We start from the raw sequence: 18,536 nt of genomic DNA on the forward strand, positions 1-18,536 counted from the left end.
CTTTGGGGCTTTGCCGCAATTGGACGTGCCCGCCATAATAATTATGGTCGCAGCATCGCCGGGTTGATCCGGAAGTCCTTGGGCTTCCGACCACGTCCAGCCTTCAGGGCACCGATAGGCCGGATCAGCCCGGCCTCGACCAATTCATCGCAGGCGGCATCCATATCGGCTGCCATCCGGAGAGGAGCACCCATCTCGCGGCCGACAGCGCGGGCATTGAAGGATGGAAGGCCCTTCTCGCGTAGGTGGCGGGCAAGCGTCGTCGCGTTTGTTTCCGCCACCGGGATGGCGGCGTCGCCGAAAACGCGCTCGGCCATCGGGGTGAAATATCGCAGCATCATCTCAACAGCCGTTGCGACGGCAGCCTCGCCAATCTCCCGCGGCTCGTCGAAGGGGTCACGCGAAGATGCCGCCCACCACAAATAGGAAAGGATCGTGGCGAGTCGGACCACGGCGCCCCGCACCTTGCCCAGCGCGCCTCGCATCAGGGGAGAGGCGCCTAACTCGCGCTCCTTCATCTCCCGCGCGATGCGCTCAACGCGATGGATCGCGACCTCCTCCAAGGGGACGAGGATGGGCGCGTCCGGCTGCCCCACTGTCTGTGGCGCCATGCCGAGGCGGGCGAGGCGGCTGATGGCTTGCTGCGCAAGGGTGTCGTCGATCGCACCGCGCGCGACGGCAAAGCCCGGCTCCGGGTCAGGCCAACACCAGAGGAAGCGCGCGGGCAGCCCATCATCGGCACCGGCCAGCAACTCGGCAGCCCGATCCGGCTGGATGCCGCCCAGCACTCCGACCGATAGGTGAGGAATACGGATCGGCTCGTCGGCCTTCACGCGATCAACCACATGACTGCGGCCGTTATATGCTTGCAACCAGAAGGCCCGGTCCGATCCACCGTTCCCACTATACCGGCCAAAGCTGGAGAGTAGGCCAGCAAGCTCATCGTGGAATGAGAGAAAACCTTTCGGATTCCCGGCCGCGATGTAGGCAAGCTTCTCGACGGTTGCGTCCTGCACTATGACCCGACCGAGAAATGGCTTCGTCGGTTCCTCCATCCCTTCCGGCGTCGGCACCGGCACCGCCTCGGCAAGCTCCGGGCTGCCGCGCAAGGCTTCGCGGCACGCAACTTTGTATGCGGAGCGCGCCGCCTCCGAGGCGGCTTTCCGGCGCTCGTATTCTACAAGCTGCTCGCGATAGATGCCGGCGAGCCGCGCCTCCTCCTCGGAGGCGAGGGACATAACGGCACCAAGGGCAGGGCTTTTGCCGGCGGACGGGAAGCCGACAAGCGCAGTGAACAGGATCGGCGGCTCCGTCCACTTTGCGCCAACCAGCGCGCGGCGCTGGTTGCCAATCATGCTGCCGGCGAGGGTCAGCAGCGCGACAGCGACATAATCTGCCGGTGCTGAAGTCGCTTTCGCGGTCGCGCGCACCCAGCCGGCGAGCGCGGGGCCAAGCCACTCGGCATCAAACTTCGGAGGTGCGCGGCGGTTCTCGGCGAGGATGCTGAGGTCGGGGTCGGCCCACGACGCGCCACCGGGGGCTGGCAGATGGGGCGCCCCATCGACCCCGTCCACGAGGTGGGCGTTGAGAGCAATCGCCGCATCGGCTTCGGCCAGCTCGTGTTGCCATTCGGCTGGCCAACGGGGCTCCTTCCGCACGCCGGCGACGAGGCCGCTGCGGATGGTCTTCATGATCTCGCTCCCCACCAACCCGGCCTCAAGAGCAGCAGCGCTGAGGGTTTGGACCACCTCACCTTCGCCTAGAGCTCCGGCCTGGACGAAGTTCCCCAACGCGTGGGCGGCTTGGTTCAACCGCGCATTCCGTCCGCCTTCCGGCGCGGTGGCTACCGCTTCCGCCTCGCGGTCGAGGGCGGCGAGGGCATAGGCGCGGCGGCGCGGATCGAGGTCGGGGGGCTGGTGACAGGCGACGGGAGCAACAGGGACTGGAGGAGCGGCCTTCGGCCGGTCGGCGAGGTCGTGGAGCCAAGTAGGCAGGTCGGGAAAGTCGAGGTCGGCGAACGGAGGAGTGATCCATTCGTAACGCGCCCCATCGGACCGAATGGACGGGGCGAGGACGACGAAACCGCCATCGGCGCGTACGTCAATGCCTGGGGCAATGCGACCAGTGGAGCAGCGCAACGGTCTGTCAGGATCATGCTTGAAGAACAGGTGCGCGCCGCCGCGCGGCGTGGTCGCAGCAGGGCCATCTGGTAGACGGGAATGGGCGGCTTCCAGCCGTTCGACTTCGGCGATGCCGTTGAATCCCTTTGTAGGATCAACATCGAGGTCGATGACGAATACGCCCGAGGCCGCGCCGGTTGGCAGCCCCAGCATCGCATCGGGCCAGCGCGTCCACCATTGGCGTATGCGGGCCGGGTCGGCGCTAGCATCGCGGAAGCCATGCGGTGTCAGCGGCGCCTTCGTCTCGGGGGCGCAAGGAAATACTGGCCAGCCTTGTGCGGCGTATCCGAGCGCGGCGGTCAGAACAAGCGAGACCGATGGGGTGTTGGAAGCCGCCGCGGGCGCGCTTTCGGTTGGCGTGATCGTCGCGTTCATCATGCACCACACTGAATTTCTGGAGAGGCCGACTTTCGTGGGGCTGGCCCCTCTGCGTTCTGCTTCACGGCCGTGGGACTAGCGCCCGCGATCGATCTCTTTTGCGATCTCGCCGTGAGTTTTGTTGGTCCAGTCCGGTAGGGGGCCCGCTGTAGGGTCGAGCACCCACTTGCTGCACCAGTCGCGCCGAGACTCGACGCGTGGCCAGCGGCGTTCACCCCGCGTCGGAGCGGATATCCTGCACTCTCCGGACGGCCATGGGTCGCGCGGATCAAGGGGGGCAAAATGGATGCAAGTCGTACAAGAGGCGTCCGAAGGCGAGCCGTTCCAGCGGCGCCCGGCGAACTTATCGGAGCGGGACATAATCAGCCCTCCACGCCGACGAGTGCATCGAGGTCGTCGGCGAGAAGCACGCGCCGCCCACCGACCTTGCGGTCACGAAGCTTGCCTTCCTTCAGCAGTACGTAGAGGACGCTTCGGCTGACGCCATAGGCTGTTACTGCGTCTTTCACCGTGTAGGCGCGTCTGACAACCCTATTTTCCGAGGGGGCGGCGCAAGAAGTGTTCGGGTTCATCGGGATCACCATCAGTGTTGATGGTCCCGAATTATTCACATGCATCCAGGGATGTCTAAAGCAACAATTCCGCCAAGCCGCTCTTCGCAGCGCAATTTCTCCGGCGCAATTCCCGGGCCGCTTTCTCAGCCCTGGGCAAGCGTCCGCTGCCGGTCCGACCAGGGAACAGCTTGGAATGGGCCGCACGCACGTCTTCGCGCTTCACGTTCGCGCGGCGGCCTTTCATTGCGCGGTTGATCTCCTTGCGCAATTCCTCGTCGCTCACCGGATGCGGATCAGTGCCGCCCAACCACTGGTTTGCCTTGCGAACCATGTCCAACAATTCAGCGTCCGACACCCTCGGTAGGACGACACGGGGCGCGATTTCCATCCCCTCGGTCGTGACCGCGCCAAGGCGATCCCGCAGAAATGCGACGAACCCCTTTCGCTCGACGATGACGAATCGCCATTCATCGGCAGCGCCCGCTATGGGCTGGGTGCGGCGACGAACGAGCCGGTTGTAGCTATCCTCGCCATCTGATTCGAATGAAAATGGCAGGATGGAACCGTCCTCGTAGTCGAAGCCGGACACTCCGCTCAGCATGAAGTACGTGAATGGTATCGTCTGGCGAGCGGTGGGGTCTTCCTCGAATTCATCTTCGTCGAACTGCTTTGGGATGCCGTGCAAAACAAGCGCCCCATCCCTCGCCGCCTCATGCAGCGCGAGTTGAAACGCGGCGACACTTTCATCCCACTCCCCCTCGCCCTCAGAAAGCACGAACTGCATTGCCTCTTCCAGGCGCAGCCATCCCTCCCTGGGGAGCGTGTTCAGGTCGAAAGTTAGTTTCTGATCCATCTCTGCGTCTCCCGCCGCGTCCACCAGCGTCCACCATCATCCGGGACCGATGTTTCAGCGGCCTTTCAAAACGAAATACGTCAGTTTGAAGTGCTGCCGTGTCGTCATTAGATGGACGTGGGATCAGGCGCCCGGACGATACTCGCACAGCCGAGCGATGAGGTCGCCGACGCCCGCGGTCGTGAACTCATCGTCGGCCAGGTCGTCAGAGGTCGCAATATGTGTCCGCTTCATCATTGCCTCCTCTTCAGTCATAGGAGGCCTCGCGAGAAGTTCGTTGCGCGCCATCACCAATGTTTCAAACAGCTGCTTTATGTCTATGGACTGACTTTCGCACGCCGCCACGAAGCGCGCCTCCGCCAAGCGATGGGCCTCTATCAAATCTTTCATGCTCAGCGAGGATGCAGTGGGATGGGGTGCGGGACCGTCAGAACCGATCGCTAAAACAGGCGCACGAACGTTTGCTGTGGCTGTGTTCATAGTGGAATATTGAACGAGGAGAGCCACGGTAGTGAGCATGTTGTTTCCTTTTGGGTTGTGGGTGACGGGAGACAGATTTTGAGGGGAATGATGGGCTTAAGGATTGGCGAAACAGGCCGCCGGCTTAAATGGGCTGAACGGACTGGCGCAGGAGCGACTAGGCGCGGCGCATAATCTGAGAGGGGCTGTGTACAATCACCTCCACTTGAAATATTCTCAAGTAGGATGGAATTAACTCCAACTTTCAGAATCGTCAACCGCACTTGGGAAATTTTCAAGTTTGCGATATAGGGGCATCATGATAACGCCTCAGCAAATTCGCGGCGCTCGCGCCATGCTTGCCCTGACCCAGGCCGATCTGGCCAGAGCGGCGGACATCTCCGCGACCGCGCTCAACAATATCGAGAGGGGGTCATCCGACCCAAAAGCATCCACCCTTCAGGCGATCAAAAAGGCGCTTGAAGCAGCCGGGGTCATCTTCGTTGCAGATGGGGAGCTGAAGGACGGAGGACCCGGCGTGCGGTTGAGAAGCCGAGACTGAATACAGAGGCTGAAGGGTCAACTTCTGCAATGGCAATCGCGCAGCGGTTCTGTCCGGGCGAACCACTCGTGTGGCAGTTATCCCCTCCGCAACATCATTGAAGCGGGATCAAGCAGGCTCGCGTTCGGTTGGTATGTCCCAAATTCGTATTGGCAGGCGTCATCCTCACCGCGGGGCGGCAATGGACTCGGAAAACCTCTTAATGAACAGATCCTCTGACGTTGCCCCTCCGGCAGCTGTCTCGTCACAGCCCGGGCGTATGCTATCGGCGCCAACTTTTGCCGGGAGAACTCCAATGCCTTCTGCCAAATCGCAGCGCGCTCCCCAGGTGCCCGAAGTGATCCTCACCGGGGACGGCCGTAGAAACGTGCTGCCACTCTCTCTGCCGCCGCGAGGCCTGAGCCGCGTGATTGCTGCCGCATATCTCGGAATTTCGCCGTCGCTTTTCGACGATCTCGTTGCCGATGGGCGAATGCCCAAACCGAAACTCCTAAACGCGCGTCATGTCTGGGATCGGCTTCAGATCGATGCGGCTTTCGAGGCTCTACCGGAGAAGGCAGCACGAGACGATCCTTACGACAATCTTCGACTGTGAACAGCAGATGCTCATTCAAAGGCGCGGAACTGATAGCTTAGCGCTCCGATTCCCGCGCACCTTAAGAGCCCCATGGTCGAGCTGACCAGCCGCCGATTTGTCCTTCCGCCGTCGCTGACGCCGCGTGGTCTAAGCCGAGTGATTGCGGCGGCCTATATCGGGGTGGCGCCGTCCCTGTTCGACGATCTGGTCGCCGATAATCGGATGCCGAGGCCCAAGCGAATAAACGCGCGGCTCGTCTGGGGCCGGCTTCAGATCGACGCTGCGTTCGAGGCGCTTCCAGATAAGGAGGCCGCAGAGAACCCATTTCTGCATCCCCGCGTTTGATGGGATGGGCTAACCCGACAACTTCCTCGCTGCCCAGATGCAGCGCCGAAGCCCGCATCCGGATCAATAGGATGAGGCCGCGGTCTAGGTCGCCATTGACATCGTTTGGGCGAAGAGCGACTGTTATCGATCAATGCAAGAAGGGGGAAGATAAGATGCCATTTAACCGCGCTAATCCAATTACACTTAGCTACAATGCAATGTCGGATGGTCAACTACGTGAATTTTTGGCAAATCCTAAGGAATTTCTTGAGCCACTTAAAGATAGTTATGTTTCTCCTTCAATCATAAATCCTCAAACTAAGGCACGAATTGAATCAATACTTGGAAGTCAAGGATACTCGGACGAGGAGATCAAGAAAAAGCTCGACATAGTAGCCCTTGTTAAAGTTACTGAGGTGGTTATTGAAATTTAAATATCAATCCCAACGGTATCGGTGTCGCGATGTCAGAGCGAATTTCGCAGCCGGGGGCGCTGACTCGTGCCAGCAATTTGGCACGAGATCGAGTCTTCAGCGGATTGCGGCGAAAGAAGTTCCATGTTGCGTTGTCATTAACGAATAATTGCCCGCTGCAGTGCGCGCATTGTATTGTAAGCGCCAGTCATGGATCATATGATCGATCGGTAAAAACGAGGGAATTGGGGCGTTGGGTGTGCGATGGCCTCGTAGATAGTCATGAACGGGTGTCCTTTATAACGTTTACCGGCGGCGAAAGTGCGCTAGCTGATGAGGAATTTTACCGTATTGGGAAGGTAGCTAAATCCGTCAATGTAAATTGCGGATTGGTGACAAGCGGATATTTTGCGAAGACAGAAGCCGCAGCGGAACTTTTTTTTCAAAATGCTGATTTTATAAAATCCGTAACAGTCTCATTCGATGAATTTCACGAAGAATATTTGCCTATATACTTCCCTGAGAACTGTTTGCGCGCTGCTAGTAAGCTTGGAATTCGGATAGCCGCCCGTTATTCGGGGGCGTCGAGCGCATATATTAGTAAGATGCAGAATTTACTGAATCCGTTGTTTGGAGATATAATTGAAATTCAGAATATCGTTGGGGGCGGGCGAGCAAATATCATTTCGACAGATCCAATTAAGTCTGACGTTGTACTGTCCAATTGCTTATCAGATGGTCCCCACATTAGCGCGGAAGGAAATATACTTCCATGCTGCTCCAATATTGTGTGCAGGGAAACAAATGATGTTGTTGGAATAGGTCATATTTCTGGAATTTCGTTCGGTGAAATGCTGGATCGCTTTGAAGCTGCGCCGATTTTAGGCATTCTAAGAGCCTTTGGATGGGATCATGTGGTCGATAACCTGCCGCTCATAAAGGAAAAGATCCCGGACATCTCCACCTGTTCTGGTTGTGAGCAGTGCCAAAGGATCACTTTTAATCTAGCCCTTTCGGAGCAAGTTTCAAAATGGCTCGCTACGGACGAGGCGCTAGCGACAATACAAGTCGCGCACGCATATGCTGAGGCAGCATCTAGGAATATCGTCATCTAGTGGAGAGAGAGATATGAGTGAGGAAGAGCAAAAAATTGTCGTAGATCTGTCTGGGCTTGAATTGAGTTCGGAAGACAAGTCTTATCTAGAGCGGCTGTTTAAAGAAAAACTCGTCGAATTTTTGGCAAAGAAGTCAGGCGCACCAAAAAACGTTGCACTTAAAGGTCCAGGCTGGATAGGTATTGAGCCGCTATGAGGCCGAAAAAGATTCAGTGTCCAAGTGCTCCTATAGAGATCGCGAGCAATGTTCTCGGTGTGCTTGGGGTGGACGGAAGCCTCCGATATTTACCGTTTCCGATGCCGCCTGTGGTCGGAGCTTCTGACGGCGGCAATATCCGCTATACAACAAATTGCATTTCGCTAGAATGCGCTCATTGGATCGAGGGTAAGTGTGGCTGGCCGGAACGGCTTCTCAGCAGTGACGCCCCGAGGCAAGAAGATCGAGCTAACGCGGCTTGCAATATTTTTAAAAGCTGTCGGTGGCGGCGCCAATCGGGCGATCAGATATGCAGCACCTGCCCTTCCGTGCTTGGATCGTCTAGACTTTGATTGTAGACATATTGATTGGCTATTTTTGGTGGCGTTGACGTTGTGCCCTTCTGGCTGAATCCAGAATTAAGTTGGTTCTGGGCTATTGAGAGAACCAGAACATGAGGTCAGCCGCTTCACCGAGGAGCGAGAATTGGCATCCTGAACGAGCACGAGGCCGGTCTCCTATCTGCGTCGGAAGCGCGGGAAGTGACGCCAGAACGCCCTCGCTCTATGCGAATGCACACAAGAGGCGATCAGACACGGCTCGGCGCCTCTTGCGCCACGTCGACCTCATGACGCTCGCCACCCACGTTGATCGTGATCCGATAGGCCTTCTGATCTCCTGTCGACGTCTGTGGCGGATCGAAAACCACCTGCCCACCGTACCACTCGCCCGGCATCATGGTGTTGTCCTTGATCACGTCGCGCTCCAGAGCGGCCATGTTCTGTTGTCCGCGCTCCACCGCAGAATTGATCATCTGGGCATTCTGGTACGAGGCGTTCGCTTGGGCGATGGCGTTCGCCGTGGGGCTATAGCCAGAGGTCACGACCGTCGCCGATCCATAGGGCGAGTATACCCGTGATGTGCTGTTGTAATAGCCGGCGTTGGCCGCAGCGGCGGCGTTGGCACCCGCAGCGACACCAACGAGCACAGCGGTTATCACCTGGCGTGTCTGCTCCTCGCGCACCAGCTCTTCGTAGCTGTAGACCTTGAGCGGCTTCACCGGCTGACCATCGATCAGCTGCTCAACCGTGATGTCTTCGGCCCTGAGGGTGATCGCTGCGCCGGTAGCGTTGAACACGCCCACCACGTAGACGGGCCGAGCCCCCGGCCGGAGGCCGCGGGAGGCCGGCCGAACGAGGGCTACCGTCTTCGTCTTCTTGGACACGAGTGCCGGCTGCCCATCGCGCACGATGGCTTCCTGTTGGGCTTTGGGCTGAAACCGGGCCACTTCTGTCGTGACACACCCAGCCAACAAGAGCGCAGCAGTCGTCGCCGCGCCGATCCGAATTCCCCACCTCAGCATGATGTTCCCGCCCCCCAACCTTTGGGGGCATCGTCAGGGATATGCAGCCAGCTGTCGAGATGAGTTAACGTTAAGTTAACAACCTGAGGCAGCAGCGTGGCTGTGGTGCCACACCCCGGTGCGAGGCTGGAACTCCCGGTCTATTGCCCCACAGCATCCTTGACGCACTTGGTGGTGAAGCTGGTTTGCGCAGCGCCATGGAGCTTCTTTTCGGCCGCCTGGGTGTTGCAGGCCGTCGTCGCGTCCTTCTGGCACTTGGTGAGGAAGCTGGTGCGCGCCGCGCCCGCGAGCTTCTTCGCGTCGGCGTTGGCGACGCAGGTGTCCGCCGAGGCGGCGGCGGCAGAAAGTGACAGCAGGGCGAGCGCGATGGCGAGCGTCTTCATGATTCCCTCCCACAGGTGGTGACGGGAGGCTATCACCGGCCGAGACGACGTACGACGTTGCCGGAAGGTCAGACGCCGAACCACCAACGCCACAGCCGGACGATCGGTTCGAGGAGATAGAGGATCCACGCTCCGATGGCGCAGAGCACAAGGATCACGTTCCCAGCCCATCGCTTCCAGCGCGGCGCCCCGGGCGAGGTCCAGGGTTGATCCCTCATCGCGTGCCCTTTCGCCAGTCCCGCGGGGCCACGAACTCCATCGCCCACATGCCCGCGTCGGCGGTGCGCGCCTCTTCCTCTTGCGGCAGGTATTCCCGGCTGTACCGAACGAAGGCAAGGGCCCAGCCGCCACGTACCATCGCGGCGCCCACATCCTGCCCCTCCACCTCGCAGTGGGCAAGGGTCCGGCCGTAGCGGTCCTTTCCGGCCTCCGTGCAGGTGACGGCGTGCTCGGCCAGCAGGTCGGCGAGGAACAAGGCGGACTTCTGGTCGCAGCGAACCACTTCGCCAGTCTCCTTGGACGCGCAGGTCTGCCGGCTCTCTGGCGCGTCGATGCCCTCCAAGCGGATCCGGGTGCCATGGATCTCGATGGTGTCGCCGTCGATCACCGAGGCCCGGCCGGCGAGCGTCTCGCCTGAGAAAGCCGGGAAAGCCAACAACACACCGGCGGCCAACACCGCCGCCCGGATCATTGCCCCTTTCCCCGCGTTTGGGGTGTCGGAACTCTCGAAGCAGGCGGGTCCGAGTCGTCGGTGTCGTAGCGCCCGCCCTCGTAAGTTCGGCAATCCTGCTTGGAGGCGCTGGTGGAGCTGTCTTGGCAGACAAACAAGGCGCCGCCGCAATGCGAGATGCCACCCTTCTTCCCGGAGCACGGCGTATTCGTTGCTGCGGCTGGAGAGGCAGCTAGAGCGACGATCAGGGCAAGGATGGTACGCAACACCAGCCTGTCCGGTGACAGCCACAAGAAGCTCAGCGACGCCAAGACGCGCACTTGCCATTGGCCTTGCGGTAGCCCGGGCCACCGCGGGATCCACACGCAGCATGCTGCTCGCCAACAGCCCTCTTCGTGACCCCCGTCGGCGCTTCGCTCCCTGGCAAAGCCAGAGAAGCTTCCGCTGACGGCACCCACACCAGTGAGATCAACACGACGGCGAACACAGCCCTGTCCATTTGCGCCCCCAAATTGCAGCGACGTCAAAGCTCGCGTGAAACTTCGGGCGCGTCTACCCTCACGTTCGCCTAGCCGCAGCGCACCAGCTCGCCTTGCGAATGGCGCATGAAGGCTCGCGCCTCATCCTCCTTGCCGAAGCACACCACTATGCGATGCTTTCCGCGGACGGGCCTGGAAACGCTCGACCTTTTCAGTTTTCTGACCACGGAGACGAGCGAGCCGGTTGCCAGCATCCACCCCAAGGCAGTGCCAGTGATTCTGACGGAGCCGGAGGAGATTGATGGGTGGATGCGGGCACCGTGGCAGGAGGCGAAGGTACTGCAGCGGCCGCTCTCAGCCGGGGCGCTGCTGATCGTGGCGCGGGGCGTCAAGCTCGATGGGCATTAACAATGGGGCCCAATTGGAACAATACAAAACGCTTCGAATGCTGGCGCTTCTGACCCATTGCCGTCCCTCGACTTCCCTTTCAGCGACTTCCGCGACGCGCCCCAAGCCGGCTGTTTAGGTCCGTTTGCCTGATCCCGTGTTCTGACGTTCGTTGAGGTCGCCGGAGTTGCTCAATTAAAGCCGAGCGATCGCGGAAGCTGCCTAACGAGGCATGGCGGCGTAGAAACAGACGCTTTCGAGACGCGGGCCAAGGCGCTATATAAATCTGGGTAAACTGAATTTGACAGGGAGGGCATTCTAGAGTGTGGATCGAATCCATTAACATCGAAGGGGGAGCATTAGATGGATTCCGACAAAACCTAAGCCCTGGCCTCAACGTCCTGATCGGCGGTCGCGGGACGGGAAAGAGTTCCGTGATCGAGCTGATCCGCTTCTGCATGGGAGCCCCATCTTCGTCCGACGCAATCGGCAAAGACGCTCTCGAACACGCGTTGGGTGTACTCGGCGACGGCAAGGTCGTAATCACCCTCACGAACGGGAGCGACCGGATTGAGGTCTCCCGGATCGCGACCGACAGCGATGACAATTGCCCGCCGGAAGTCTCCCCACCATTCGTTTTCTCGCAAAAAGAAGTGGAGCAGATTGGCGCTCGGTCCCAGTCGCGCTTGCGGTTGGTCGACGGGTTTATCGCGGGACGTAGCGGGGCTGCGGCGAAACGCGGGCCGCTGCACGCGAAGATCAAATCGGCGTCTGTCGAAATTCGGGGCCTCTTGGTGGAGGTCGCAGACATCGCTGAAAAGCTTCAGGCGCTGCCCAAACAGCAAGAGCGGCTCGCCGAGCTTCAACGGCACGCAGCCGTCCAGCGGACCCGCAGTGCTGAGCTGGACAGGTTGCGTAAGCAACTTGATGAACTGACGCCGCTTATTAGCGCAGCCGGTGTACGCGCCGGCTCGATCGGCCGCTCGCTCGAGCTTCTTGTCCAGTGGACGGACGATCTCGATCTCGTCGCGGACCGCCAGCCGTCCATTGAATTGTGGCCTGCCCAGGCGATGGCGCCCGACCAGCTCCAGCCGCATCGGGTGCGCCTGAAGACTGCGCATGAGCGCCTGTCTGCTATGATCGCAGAATATCGCTCCATCATCGATGATTTGGACCAGCTTCGGCTGATGGCGTCCGATGAGAAATCGGTGCTCGAAGCCAAGGGCCGCGAAGTCCGCCAGAAGATCGAGGTGCAGCAAAAAGGCGCGAGCGTTCTCGACCGTCAGATTGCAGACCTCAGTCAGGAAATCGCTGCGCTGAGCGCGCTGGCCGATCTGCGAACGGCAAAATTTCACCAGATCGATCGACTGAACGTGCAGCGCAAGGCCGCGCTCGACGAGATGCACGATCATAACGTCGCGCTGACGGCAGCTCGCCAACAGACAGCCGCTCGGCTAACCGCGGGGCTGGCGCCGTCAATCCGCGTGACCGTTAAGCCGCTCGCCGACTACCGCACATATGTGAGCGTGCTGAACGGCGCTTTGCGCGGCAGCGGCCTGCGGTATCGCGAGCTTGCCGAGCGGATTGCCAAGACGTTTAGCCCACAGGAGGTCGCAGTGCTTGCCGAACGGGGCGAGGTGTCGGTCATCGGCAAGGCGCTTGAGATTAACGAAGAGCGGGCATTGCGGCTTGCCGAAGGGCTGCGCGGCGATCCCGGCGCTGAGCTCTTGGTGACCGAGGTTGGTGATGAGGTCGTTATCGAGCTGCTCGACGGCACAAGCTTCAAAAGCAGTGATTTCCTGTCGATGGGTCAACGTTGCACGGCAGTCTTGCCCATAATCTTACAGCACAACGAACGTATTATAGTTCTCGACCAGCCGGAAGATCACCTCGACAATGCTTTTGTGGTCGGGACGTTGGTCAAGGCTATCCGCGCTCGAAGGGGTTCCGCGCAGACGATCATCGCCACGCACAATCCGAACATTCCAGTACTCGGTAGCGCCGACTTGGTCGTGCACCTTGAGTCCGATGGTGATCGGTGCTTCGTTCAGGTCGCGGGCGCGCTTGAGGAAGACGCAGTGGTCAACTCCATTACGAACATCATGGAAGGCGGCAGAGAAGCGTTCCAGCGGCGGGCCGCCTTCTATGCCGAGAGTGGCAGTGAGTAATGCGCTAGCGCGGAAGCTGGGGTCTGCAGATCCACGTGAGCGGCTCCAAGCCGCGCGACACTTGGCGGAGCATGCCGACGCCAAGCAAATAAAGTTGATCGAAGACGCTCTGGCAGTCGAGACAGTCGCTTGGGTGACAAGCGCATTGAAACGGGCGCTCCAGCGCGCTCGCCCGACGGTCAGCGCTGCGCCCATCCCCGAGCGTGTCGAGCTATCCGCGGATCAAACTGCCCAAATATATTCGGACGCATTGGAGACAACGGCCAAGCAGATTATCCACGAGATCGAGCCGATCCTAGGGGCGATTCGGCTGTCGGCCGAAACTGAAATGGTGAACTTCGACGGTTCCGATACGAAGCGTGGGCTCGAACGGATGGAAGCACTCGTTGCCGGGCTTGCCCGCCTGCGGAAGGCGGCCAGCGCGCCAAAACTCGAAGACTTTGCCCTCGACCACTCCATCTTCGCCTGGATCGACGAGGAGGTGAGCCAAAAGCCAATTGGGGTCCTTCGCGCTGGACCTCAGGACACGGTGGTTGAAGGCGACAAGGGCTTGGTGTGTTTGGCCTTTATGAACGGGCTTCGAAATGCCATAGAGGCTACTCTTGCCTTGCGCGTCGAAGACGGGAGCTACCCCGAGATCACGGTCAACTGGGGCGTAACGGACATCGACGTGTGGATCGCGATCGTCGATGCCGGCATTGGATTCAGGGGCAGCCTCTCGCGGGCGTTTGAGATCGGGTCGACTACTAAGGCTGGCCATCTCGGTATGGGTCTTGCGACAGCCCAACAGGCCATGACGTCGCTCGGAGGAAGCATTCGCCTCATCCCCGCGGACCGGGGAATGAGGTTTGAGATGCGCTGGCCGAAGGCGGCTGCCTAATGCGGATCCTGCTCGTCGAGGACAAAATCGACTTTGCTGCGGTGGTCGAGAAGGCGATACGAGCAATCCCTGGCTGTGAACTTAACTGGCAACGCAGCAAAGCCGGTGCACTAGCGGCTCTCGGTGAAGAGCATTTTGACGTCGTCATCCTGGACCGCCGTATTCCAACGGAGGATGACGTTCTCGACGACCATCCCGATCATGGCTGGGCGGTCTTTCAGACGGTTGCTGAGCAACAGCCCGGGACCTCTGTTTGGTTTCTGACGGGTACCATAGACCCGGATTTTCCTGCCGAGGTGCTCAGCGCCCACGGCAAACGCGGAGATATCCATTCTTGCGGTCGCGAAGACCCGCTCTACCGCGTGTTCTGGAAGGACAAGATGACCGGTTGCATCGCCGCGGTCCGTTCGTTCCGGAGTGAGGTTGAACAGACCGACTGCGTCCATCTCGTGCAGGTGGGCTCTCAAGTGAACCTCCGAGGTGAGGAGGTGCGCCTTATCAAACTCTTCAGCCGACTGCACCATGGGGCCCGTGTTGAAGTGCGGATATTGCAGGGCGGCTTGTCAGGGGCACGGGTGTTTCGAGTATCCGTGTTAAATCCCGCGGGCGCGGTGACAATTACGTCCGTCGCAAGGATCGGGAGTTTTGAAGAAATCGCTGCCGAGCAAGGGAAATACAGAACCGAGATAGTAAAACTAGCCAACGGAGCTTTTCCGCCGATTACCGCCGTGCTCAGCCATGGCGCGGCCGGCTTTGCAGGAATATTCTACCAAGTCGTCGGAAACGAAGTCCGATCACTGTTCGATGAACTGGTCGCCAATCCCAATCTCGCCGCCTCGGCCGTCGATCGTCTTCGCCTCGATCAAGTTATCTGGCACGGCGCGCGCCAAGTCGAGCGGGTGCGTGTGTCGACCGTTCGGCGCGCCCTGATCGGCGACGTTGCACTGCAAAATCATGTCCATTATCTCGACGGCATTGATCTTTCTGCCGTCGAAAATGTGGAGATCGACGTCGCGCGTTGTGTTCAGCACTGTGATCTACATTGCGGCAATGTCCTGTTTGATGACTGCGGCCGACCGATGGTGATCGACTATCCGGGAACAGGAGGGGCGTTCGCTTCACTTGACCCGGTTGTGCTGGAGCTTAGCACGATCTTCCATAAGGATGCGCCAGATCGAACAGGGTGGCCCAACGAGGAGCAAGCGGGTCATTGGACGGAGCTCGACGCGTTCTGCGCGGGCGCGACCTACGAGCCTTTCATTAGAGCATGCCGTGCATGGGCGCAGGGCGTGGCCGCTTCACCACAAGAAGTCCTTGCTGTTGCCTACAGCTTCGCCCTCCGCCAACTGAAATACGACGATACGGACAAGGATCTCGTGCGGGCGATCCTCAAAGCGTGCATCACCGCTCTTGCCGGCGAGACCATTGGAGATTGCTAGATGGCGATTTTAGATCCGCGCCTGCTTCCTCTGATCGAGACGCTAGTTGGCGTCGGAGCGGACTGGCTCGCTTTCGAGATCGTGGACGGCATCCGCCGTGGTCGCGAGCCGTTGGAGCCGGAAGAGCTGTTGGGCGCGGCGCGAGAGAACGTCCGTTCGCGCCAAGAATCCGACCGCCTATCGGCCGATATGCCGGTTTTGGCTGATCCAATACTCGGCGATGATCAAATCGTCTGGGCCGCAAACTATGTGGCGACCCGCTTGGACGGCGTATTGGCGGATCTCTGGGAGGGGTGTGCGATGATCGAGGCTGTCGCCGAGAACTCTGGCACCACTTTCAATCCTGACGATAGGGGCCCCTCTAAGGTGGCCCCCAGTGCGCCATTGGAGTTTGTGCTGATCGGTCAAGAAGGCCCTCCTATCGAGCGCAGCTCGATAACCTTCGCCAGGGAAGGGGTGAAAACCCTTAGGGATGCACTGACGCGCTGGTCGTTCGAGACACAAGGTAAGACCACTTTATGATACCGCAGATTCAGGCTGCATTGAACTCCATACTAGGAAGCGTCGCGACATTGCGAATGGCTGGCGGCGCTGGCCGGGCGTTCGAGCTCTTTCTGATGGGAGGCATCGCCCGTGCTCTGCAGGCCCGCAGCTACGATGTATGGCTGCAGCGTTCGGACGAGACGCAGATCCTGCCAGGGGACAGCAATCGCCGTTTCATCCAGCGCGGAGGCGCCCCTACGGGCATCGCTGGAGCTTCTCAGGGACCCGACAACCCCAGCGCTATCGGCTTTCGCTTCCAGCAGCGGCCCGCCTGGGAGCTTTGGAACGGGATCCAATTTGAAGGACGAAGCGGAGCGACCCACGAAATTGACCTTGCCATCGTGCCTGCCACCGTCGGCCAAGCCCTGAGGGCAAGACCGGCCGGAGGTCGGCCACTCGGACGTCCGAGGGTTGCGATCGAGTGCAAGGATGTTGCGGCGCCAGGTAGCGTTGACGAGATGAGGTCCTTCGTCGCCCGCTTATATGACATTACGCTGCTGGGTTCGCACCACCCGCATCTCGCCATCGGGGGAGCCGCCCAGACGATCCACCCCGGCTTACTCTCGAGTTCTGTGCATGCCCCAGCGCAGAGTTATTGGCAGGAAAATCGTCGCACGCTAAATGTGATTGCGCGCAAGAGCGGGTTTGTCGTCGGTGCAGCCGCCATGACCAGTTACCACTCCGTTGAGCCGCATGCCGGCATCACCGCAACATCGACTTCGGCACAAGGGCTATTCGACACGGTCGCTGACTGGATCGTAGCCAACGGCTACTGACTGCGGATCGGGGCGCGTTCAGCCTCGTTCGGCTCTGCGTCGAGCGCGGCATTGATCTCAGCTTCCGGTCTTTTGAAAGCGGGAGTATTCGCTTCCCCGCATTCTCCGGCATAGGAGCCCCAAGAATCTGGCTGCAACTCATGATCTCCCAGCAGGAGACCACCCGAGATCGACGTTGCAAGCTCGGCAATGTGAGAACACCTTGTTGGCCGACGACCCAGTGTGTGGTTGTATCGCATACTGGTCCATAACTACGAGCGAGTAGGCGATAAAGGCTCAACGCAGAGAATTTTACCGACTTACAAAGGCGCCGACCCCGGCTGGTCACCTGGGGAGGGTTCGGAGGAGCCGAACCGGTCCACCACGTTATGGGCCAGAGCCGGCGCCAAACCCCTCCGGGAAACCTGGGGACTACATCGGCATTGAGTGCCTAAGCATCGATCCAGCCTGCGGAAGGGCTGGAGAAACGGTACGTCCTCATCGGCCTTGGAGCAAGACGCCGTTCAGCCGCCAAACAGGCTGAGCGAGATGATGGCTATAGCGCGAATGTCGCGCCAACCATCTGCTCTCCGCTAATGGAGTCGTCGGACCTCCCCCATCAAGGGGGAATGAGCGCCCGTGCTGATCGTCAATCGGCTTGCGGCCACCGCCCGTGGACCGGGGAGGTCCGGCACCACGGCCTATGACGCACCTTGACGGATACCTCGACCACCGCGCCCCACGGCCCCGCCCTTGCGGTCATACGCGGGCAAGCCCTTCGCCAACTTCTCCACCTTGGCATCCAGTTCCTTGACCGCGCCCATGGTCACGCCGATCGCGTCGATGACCGGAATGGAGCGCCCATCGCCCTTGCCCGTCGCAGCCTTGAAGTGCTGGGCATAGGTGCCGATGTGACGCCCCCCATCGCCCATGCCGGGCTTGTAGTCCCATTCCTGCACGGGCATCGAGCGCACCGCTTCCAGCGTCCCGGTGGCCGGCTCCTTGTTCTCCTTGGCGTCCTCGTCGGAAAAGATGAGGCCCGCACCCGTGCCGATCGCCCCCATGAGGTCGCTATTGGACTGCGATGCGGCATTGTTCTGGGCGTTCCAGGCGGAGAGCTGGCCATTGTACAGGTTCGTCAGCACGCCGGCCTGCTTGGCATAGCCGTCGATCGCCGTCTGGGTGCCGGACTGCATGATGCCCGCGGTATTGATGTTGGCGGTATTGGCCGCCGCGACGTTGCCGGTCGCCGAATTGCCGATCTGGGCACCGGTGGCGAGCGCGCCGGTCGCCTGACTGGCCAACCCATTCCCCATTCCGATGGCGCTCGCCCGCAGCCCCATGCCCTGAAGCCGAAGATCGCTGCGGGCCTTGTTCTCCGCTCCGGCAGCGCCGAGGGCTGTAGCCGTGTCAGCGGCTCGGTCGGCCCCGGCCCATCGGCCCGAGTTCGGATTGACGCCCATGGACGCCTGCTGGCGCTGACGGGCTGCATCCTGGCTCGCCGCTGCCTTGACGACATCGCCCCGTGCTTCAGCCGCAGCCGCGGCCTGTCGCTCGGGGCTATCCCACGCCTGAGCATCGGCGATGTACTGGTCCTGAAGCGGCTGAAAGACCTTCTCCAACCGATCACGATCCGCTGCCGCCCATCCGTTCAGCGTGTCCTGCGCTCCGAGCTGGGAACCGACGACCTTCCCCGTCACGCTATCGAGGTTCGCCTGCCGGTCCTTGGCATCCGCATAGAACTGCTTCGCGAAGTCGAGGTAGCTCGATCCGAGGGATGCGATCTTGTTCGCCGCCTGCCCGATCTTCGGGCTGGGGAGCGGCATGTCTCCGCCATCATCCATGGTGTCTCTCC

20 protein-coding genes are annotated in these 18,536 nt (G+C 60.3%); 12 read left to right on the forward strand and 8 right to left on the reverse strand.

Annotated features, from left to right (window positions below; all coding sequences use genetic code 11):
• Positions 1 to 41: 41 nt before the first annotated feature.
• The 4 genes from ACT535_RS07825 to ACT535_RS07840 all read right to left on the reverse strand — a co-directional run bounded on the left by ACT535_RS07825 (position 42) and on the right by ACT535_RS07840 (position 4,484).
• Positions 42 to 2,558: a DUF3987 domain-containing protein gene (locus tag ACT535_RS07825; protein ID WP_476363910.1), complete on the reverse strand. Its 2,517-nt coding sequence runs from the start codon at positions 2,556 to 2,558 to the stop codon at positions 42 to 44.
• A gap of 362 nt (positions 2,559 to 2,920) precedes the next feature.
• Complete coding sequence (locus ACT535_RS07830; RefSeq protein WP_476363911.1) at positions 2,921 to 3,142, reverse strand: helix-turn-helix domain-containing protein; 222 nt, start codon at positions 3,140 to 3,142, stop codon at positions 2,921 to 2,923.
• 43 nt (positions 3,143 to 3,185) lie between these two features.
• Positions 3,186 to 3,965, reverse strand: a complete 780-nt coding sequence (locus tag ACT535_RS07835; protein WP_476363912.1) for a hypothetical protein — start codon at positions 3,963 to 3,965, stop codon at positions 3,186 to 3,188.
• Between the two features lie 123 nt (positions 3,966 to 4,088).
• Positions 4,089 to 4,484 (reverse strand): hypothetical protein, encoded by a 396-nt coding sequence (locus ACT535_RS07840; protein ID WP_476363913.1) that lies wholly within the window; start codon positions 4,482 to 4,484, stop codon positions 4,089 to 4,091.
• Between the two features lie 259 nt (positions 4,485 to 4,743).
• On the opposite strand from ACT535_RS07840, the gene ACT535_RS07845 reads away from it, so the two are divergent.
• The 6 genes from ACT535_RS07845 (at position 4,744) to ACT535_RS07870 (ending at position 7,614) form a co-directional block, all read left to right on the forward strand.
• Positions 4,744 to 4,986: a helix-turn-helix transcriptional regulator gene (locus tag ACT535_RS07845; RefSeq protein ID WP_476363914.1), complete on the forward strand. Its 243-nt coding sequence runs from the start codon at positions 4,744 to 4,746 to the stop codon at positions 4,984 to 4,986.
• A 295-nt stretch (positions 4,987 to 5,281) separates the two neighbouring features.
• Positions 5,282 to 5,581, forward strand: coding sequence for a helix-turn-helix transcriptional regulator (locus tag ACT535_RS07850; RefSeq protein ID WP_476363915.1), 300 nt, complete (start codon positions 5,282 to 5,284; stop codon positions 5,579 to 5,581).
• A gap of 72 nt (positions 5,582 to 5,653) precedes the next feature.
• Positions 5,654 to 5,908, forward strand: coding sequence for a helix-turn-helix transcriptional regulator (locus ACT535_RS07855; protein ID WP_476363916.1), 255 nt, complete (start codon positions 5,654 to 5,656; stop codon positions 5,906 to 5,908).
• Between the two features lie 155 nt (positions 5,909 to 6,063).
• On the forward strand, positions 6,064 to 6,324 hold the full coding sequence (locus ACT535_RS07860) for a hypothetical protein (RefSeq protein WP_476363917.1): 261 nt from the start codon (positions 6,064 to 6,066) through the stop codon (positions 6,322 to 6,324).
• A gap of 29 nt (positions 6,325 to 6,353) precedes the next feature.
• Positions 6,354 to 7,418: a radical SAM protein gene (locus tag ACT535_RS07865; protein WP_476363918.1), complete on the forward strand. Its 1,065-nt coding sequence runs from the start codon at positions 6,354 to 6,356 to the stop codon at positions 7,416 to 7,418.
• A 13-nt stretch (positions 7,419 to 7,431) separates the two neighbouring features.
• A complete protein-coding gene (locus ACT535_RS07870) occupies positions 7,432 to 7,614 on the forward strand; it encodes a hypothetical protein (RefSeq protein ID WP_476363919.1) in 183 nt (60 codons plus the stop codon).
• 589 nt (positions 7,615 to 8,203) lie between these two features.
• Here the strand turns inward: ACT535_RS07870 and ACT535_RS07875 are convergent.
• The 3 genes from ACT535_RS07875 to ACT535_RS07885 form a co-directional block, all read right to left on the reverse strand.
• A complete protein-coding gene (locus ACT535_RS07875) occupies positions 8,204 to 8,977 on the reverse strand; it encodes a hypothetical protein (protein WP_476363920.1) in 774 nt (257 codons plus the stop codon).
• A gap of 140 nt (positions 8,978 to 9,117) precedes the next feature.
• A complete protein-coding gene (locus ACT535_RS07880) occupies positions 9,118 to 9,360 on the reverse strand; it encodes a hypothetical protein (RefSeq protein ID WP_394027113.1) in 243 nt (80 codons plus the stop codon).
• Positions 9,361 to 9,574: 214 nt separating this feature from the next.
• Complete coding sequence (locus ACT535_RS07885) at positions 9,575 to 10,051, reverse strand: thermonuclease family protein (RefSeq protein ID WP_476363921.1); 477 nt, start codon at positions 10,049 to 10,051, stop codon at positions 9,575 to 9,577.
• Positions 10,052 to 10,635: 584 nt separating this feature from the next.
• Between ACT535_RS07885 and ACT535_RS07890 the strand changes: the two genes are divergently transcribed.
• The 6 genes from ACT535_RS07890 to ACT535_RS07915 all read left to right on the forward strand — a co-directional run bounded on the left by ACT535_RS07890 (position 10,636) and on the right by ACT535_RS07915 (position 16,702).
• Positions 10,636 to 10,917, forward strand: coding sequence for a hypothetical protein (locus ACT535_RS07890; RefSeq protein WP_476363922.1), 282 nt, complete (start codon positions 10,636 to 10,638; stop codon positions 10,915 to 10,917).
• A 302-nt stretch (positions 10,918 to 11,219) separates the two neighbouring features.
• Entirely contained in the window at positions 11,220 to 13,064 is a 1,845-nt protein-coding gene (locus ACT535_RS07895; RefSeq protein WP_476363923.1) for an AAA family ATPase, read from the forward strand.
• A 94-nt stretch (positions 13,065 to 13,158) separates the two neighbouring features.
• A complete protein-coding gene (locus ACT535_RS07900; RefSeq protein WP_476363924.1) occupies positions 13,159 to 13,944 on the forward strand; it encodes an ATP-binding protein in 786 nt (261 codons plus the stop codon).
• Positions 13,944 to 15,383, forward strand: coding sequence for a response regulator (locus tag ACT535_RS07905; protein ID WP_476363925.1), 1,440 nt, complete (start codon positions 13,944 to 13,946; stop codon positions 15,381 to 15,383). Before ACT535_RS07900 ends, ACT535_RS07905 begins: the two co-directional genes overlap by 1 nt.
• Complete coding sequence (locus ACT535_RS07910; protein WP_476363926.1) at positions 15,384 to 15,905, forward strand: hypothetical protein; 522 nt, start codon at positions 15,384 to 15,386, stop codon at positions 15,903 to 15,905. It abuts the gene before it with no gap.
• The gene (locus ACT535_RS07915) at positions 15,902 to 16,702 is read left to right on the forward strand and encodes a hypothetical protein (RefSeq protein ID WP_476363927.1); all 801 of its coding nucleotides are present in this window, start codon (positions 15,902 to 15,904) and stop codon (positions 16,700 to 16,702) included. Before ACT535_RS07910 ends, ACT535_RS07915 begins: the two co-directional genes overlap by 4 nt.
• 680 nt (positions 16,703 to 17,382) lie before the next feature.
• On the opposite strand, the gene ACT535_RS07920 is transcribed toward ACT535_RS07915, so the two are convergent.
• Positions 17,383 to 18,525 carry a tail fiber domain-containing protein gene (locus ACT535_RS07920; protein ID WP_476363928.1) on the reverse strand — a complete coding sequence of 381 codons (1,143 nt, stop codon included), beginning with the start codon at positions 18,523 to 18,525 and terminating at the stop codon, positions 17,383 to 17,385.
• Positions 18,526 to 18,536 lie beyond the last annotated feature (11 nt).

The organism is Xanthobacter sp. DMC12, assembly GCF_056314105.1.

Excerpts from the sequence above, each read along its gene's own strand:
- ACT535_RS07825 (WP_476363910.1), bottom strand. The coding sequence starts at position 2,558 with ATGATGAACGCGACGATCACGCCAACCGAAAGCGCGCCCGCGGCGGCT.
- ACT535_RS07830 (WP_476363911.1), bottom strand. The coding sequence starts at position 3,142 with ATGGTGATCCCGATGAACCCGAACACTTCTTGCGCCGCCCCCTCGGAA.
- ACT535_RS07835 (WP_476363912.1), bottom strand. The coding sequence starts at position 3,965 with ATGGATCAGAAACTAACTTTCGACCTGAACACGCTCCCCAGGGAGGGA.
- ACT535_RS07840 (WP_476363913.1), bottom strand. The coding sequence starts at position 4,484 with ATGCTCACTACCGTGGCTCTCCTCGTTCAATATTCCACTATGAACACA.
- ACT535_RS07845 (WP_476363914.1), top strand. The coding sequence starts at position 4,744 with ATGATAACGCCTCAGCAAATTCGCGGCGCTCGCGCCATGCTTGCCCTG.
- ACT535_RS07850 (WP_476363915.1), top strand. The coding sequence starts at position 5,282 with ATGCCTTCTGCCAAATCGCAGCGCGCTCCCCAGGTGCCCGAAGTGATC.
- ACT535_RS07855 (WP_476363916.1), top strand. The coding sequence starts at position 5,654 with ATGGTCGAGCTGACCAGCCGCCGATTTGTCCTTCCGCCGTCGCTGACG.
- ACT535_RS07860 (WP_476363917.1), top strand. The coding sequence starts at position 6,064 with ATGCCATTTAACCGCGCTAATCCAATTACACTTAGCTACAATGCAATG.
- ACT535_RS07865 (WP_476363918.1), top strand. The coding sequence starts at position 6,354 with ATGTCAGAGCGAATTTCGCAGCCGGGGGCGCTGACTCGTGCCAGCAAT.
- ACT535_RS07870 (WP_476363919.1), top strand. The coding sequence starts at position 7,432 with ATGAGTGAGGAAGAGCAAAAAATTGTCGTAGATCTGTCTGGGCTTGAA.
- ACT535_RS07875 (WP_476363920.1), bottom strand. The coding sequence starts at position 8,977 with ATGCTGAGGTGGGGAATTCGGATCGGCGCGGCGACGACTGCTGCGCTC.
- ACT535_RS07880 (WP_394027113.1), bottom strand. The coding sequence starts at position 9,360 with ATGAAGACGCTCGCCATCGCGCTCGCCCTGCTGTCACTTTCTGCCGCC.
- ACT535_RS07885 (WP_476363921.1), bottom strand. The coding sequence starts at position 10,051 with ATGATCCGGGCGGCGGTGTTGGCCGCCGGTGTGTTGTTGGCTTTCCCG.
- ACT535_RS07890 (WP_476363922.1), top strand. The coding sequence starts at position 10,636 with ATGAAGGCTCGCGCCTCATCCTCCTTGCCGAAGCACACCACTATGCGA.
- ACT535_RS07905 (WP_476363925.1), top strand. The coding sequence starts at position 13,944 with ATGCGGATCCTGCTCGTCGAGGACAAAATCGACTTTGCTGCGGTGGTC.
- ACT535_RS07910 (WP_476363926.1), top strand. The coding sequence starts at position 15,384 with ATGGCGATTTTAGATCCGCGCCTGCTTCCTCTGATCGAGACGCTAGTT.
- ACT535_RS07915 (WP_476363927.1), top strand. The coding sequence starts at position 15,902 with ATGATACCGCAGATTCAGGCTGCATTGAACTCCATACTAGGAAGCGTC.
- ACT535_RS07920 (WP_476363928.1), bottom strand. The coding sequence starts at position 18,525 with ATGGATGATGGCGGAGACATGCCGCTCCCCAGCCCGAAGATCGGGCAG.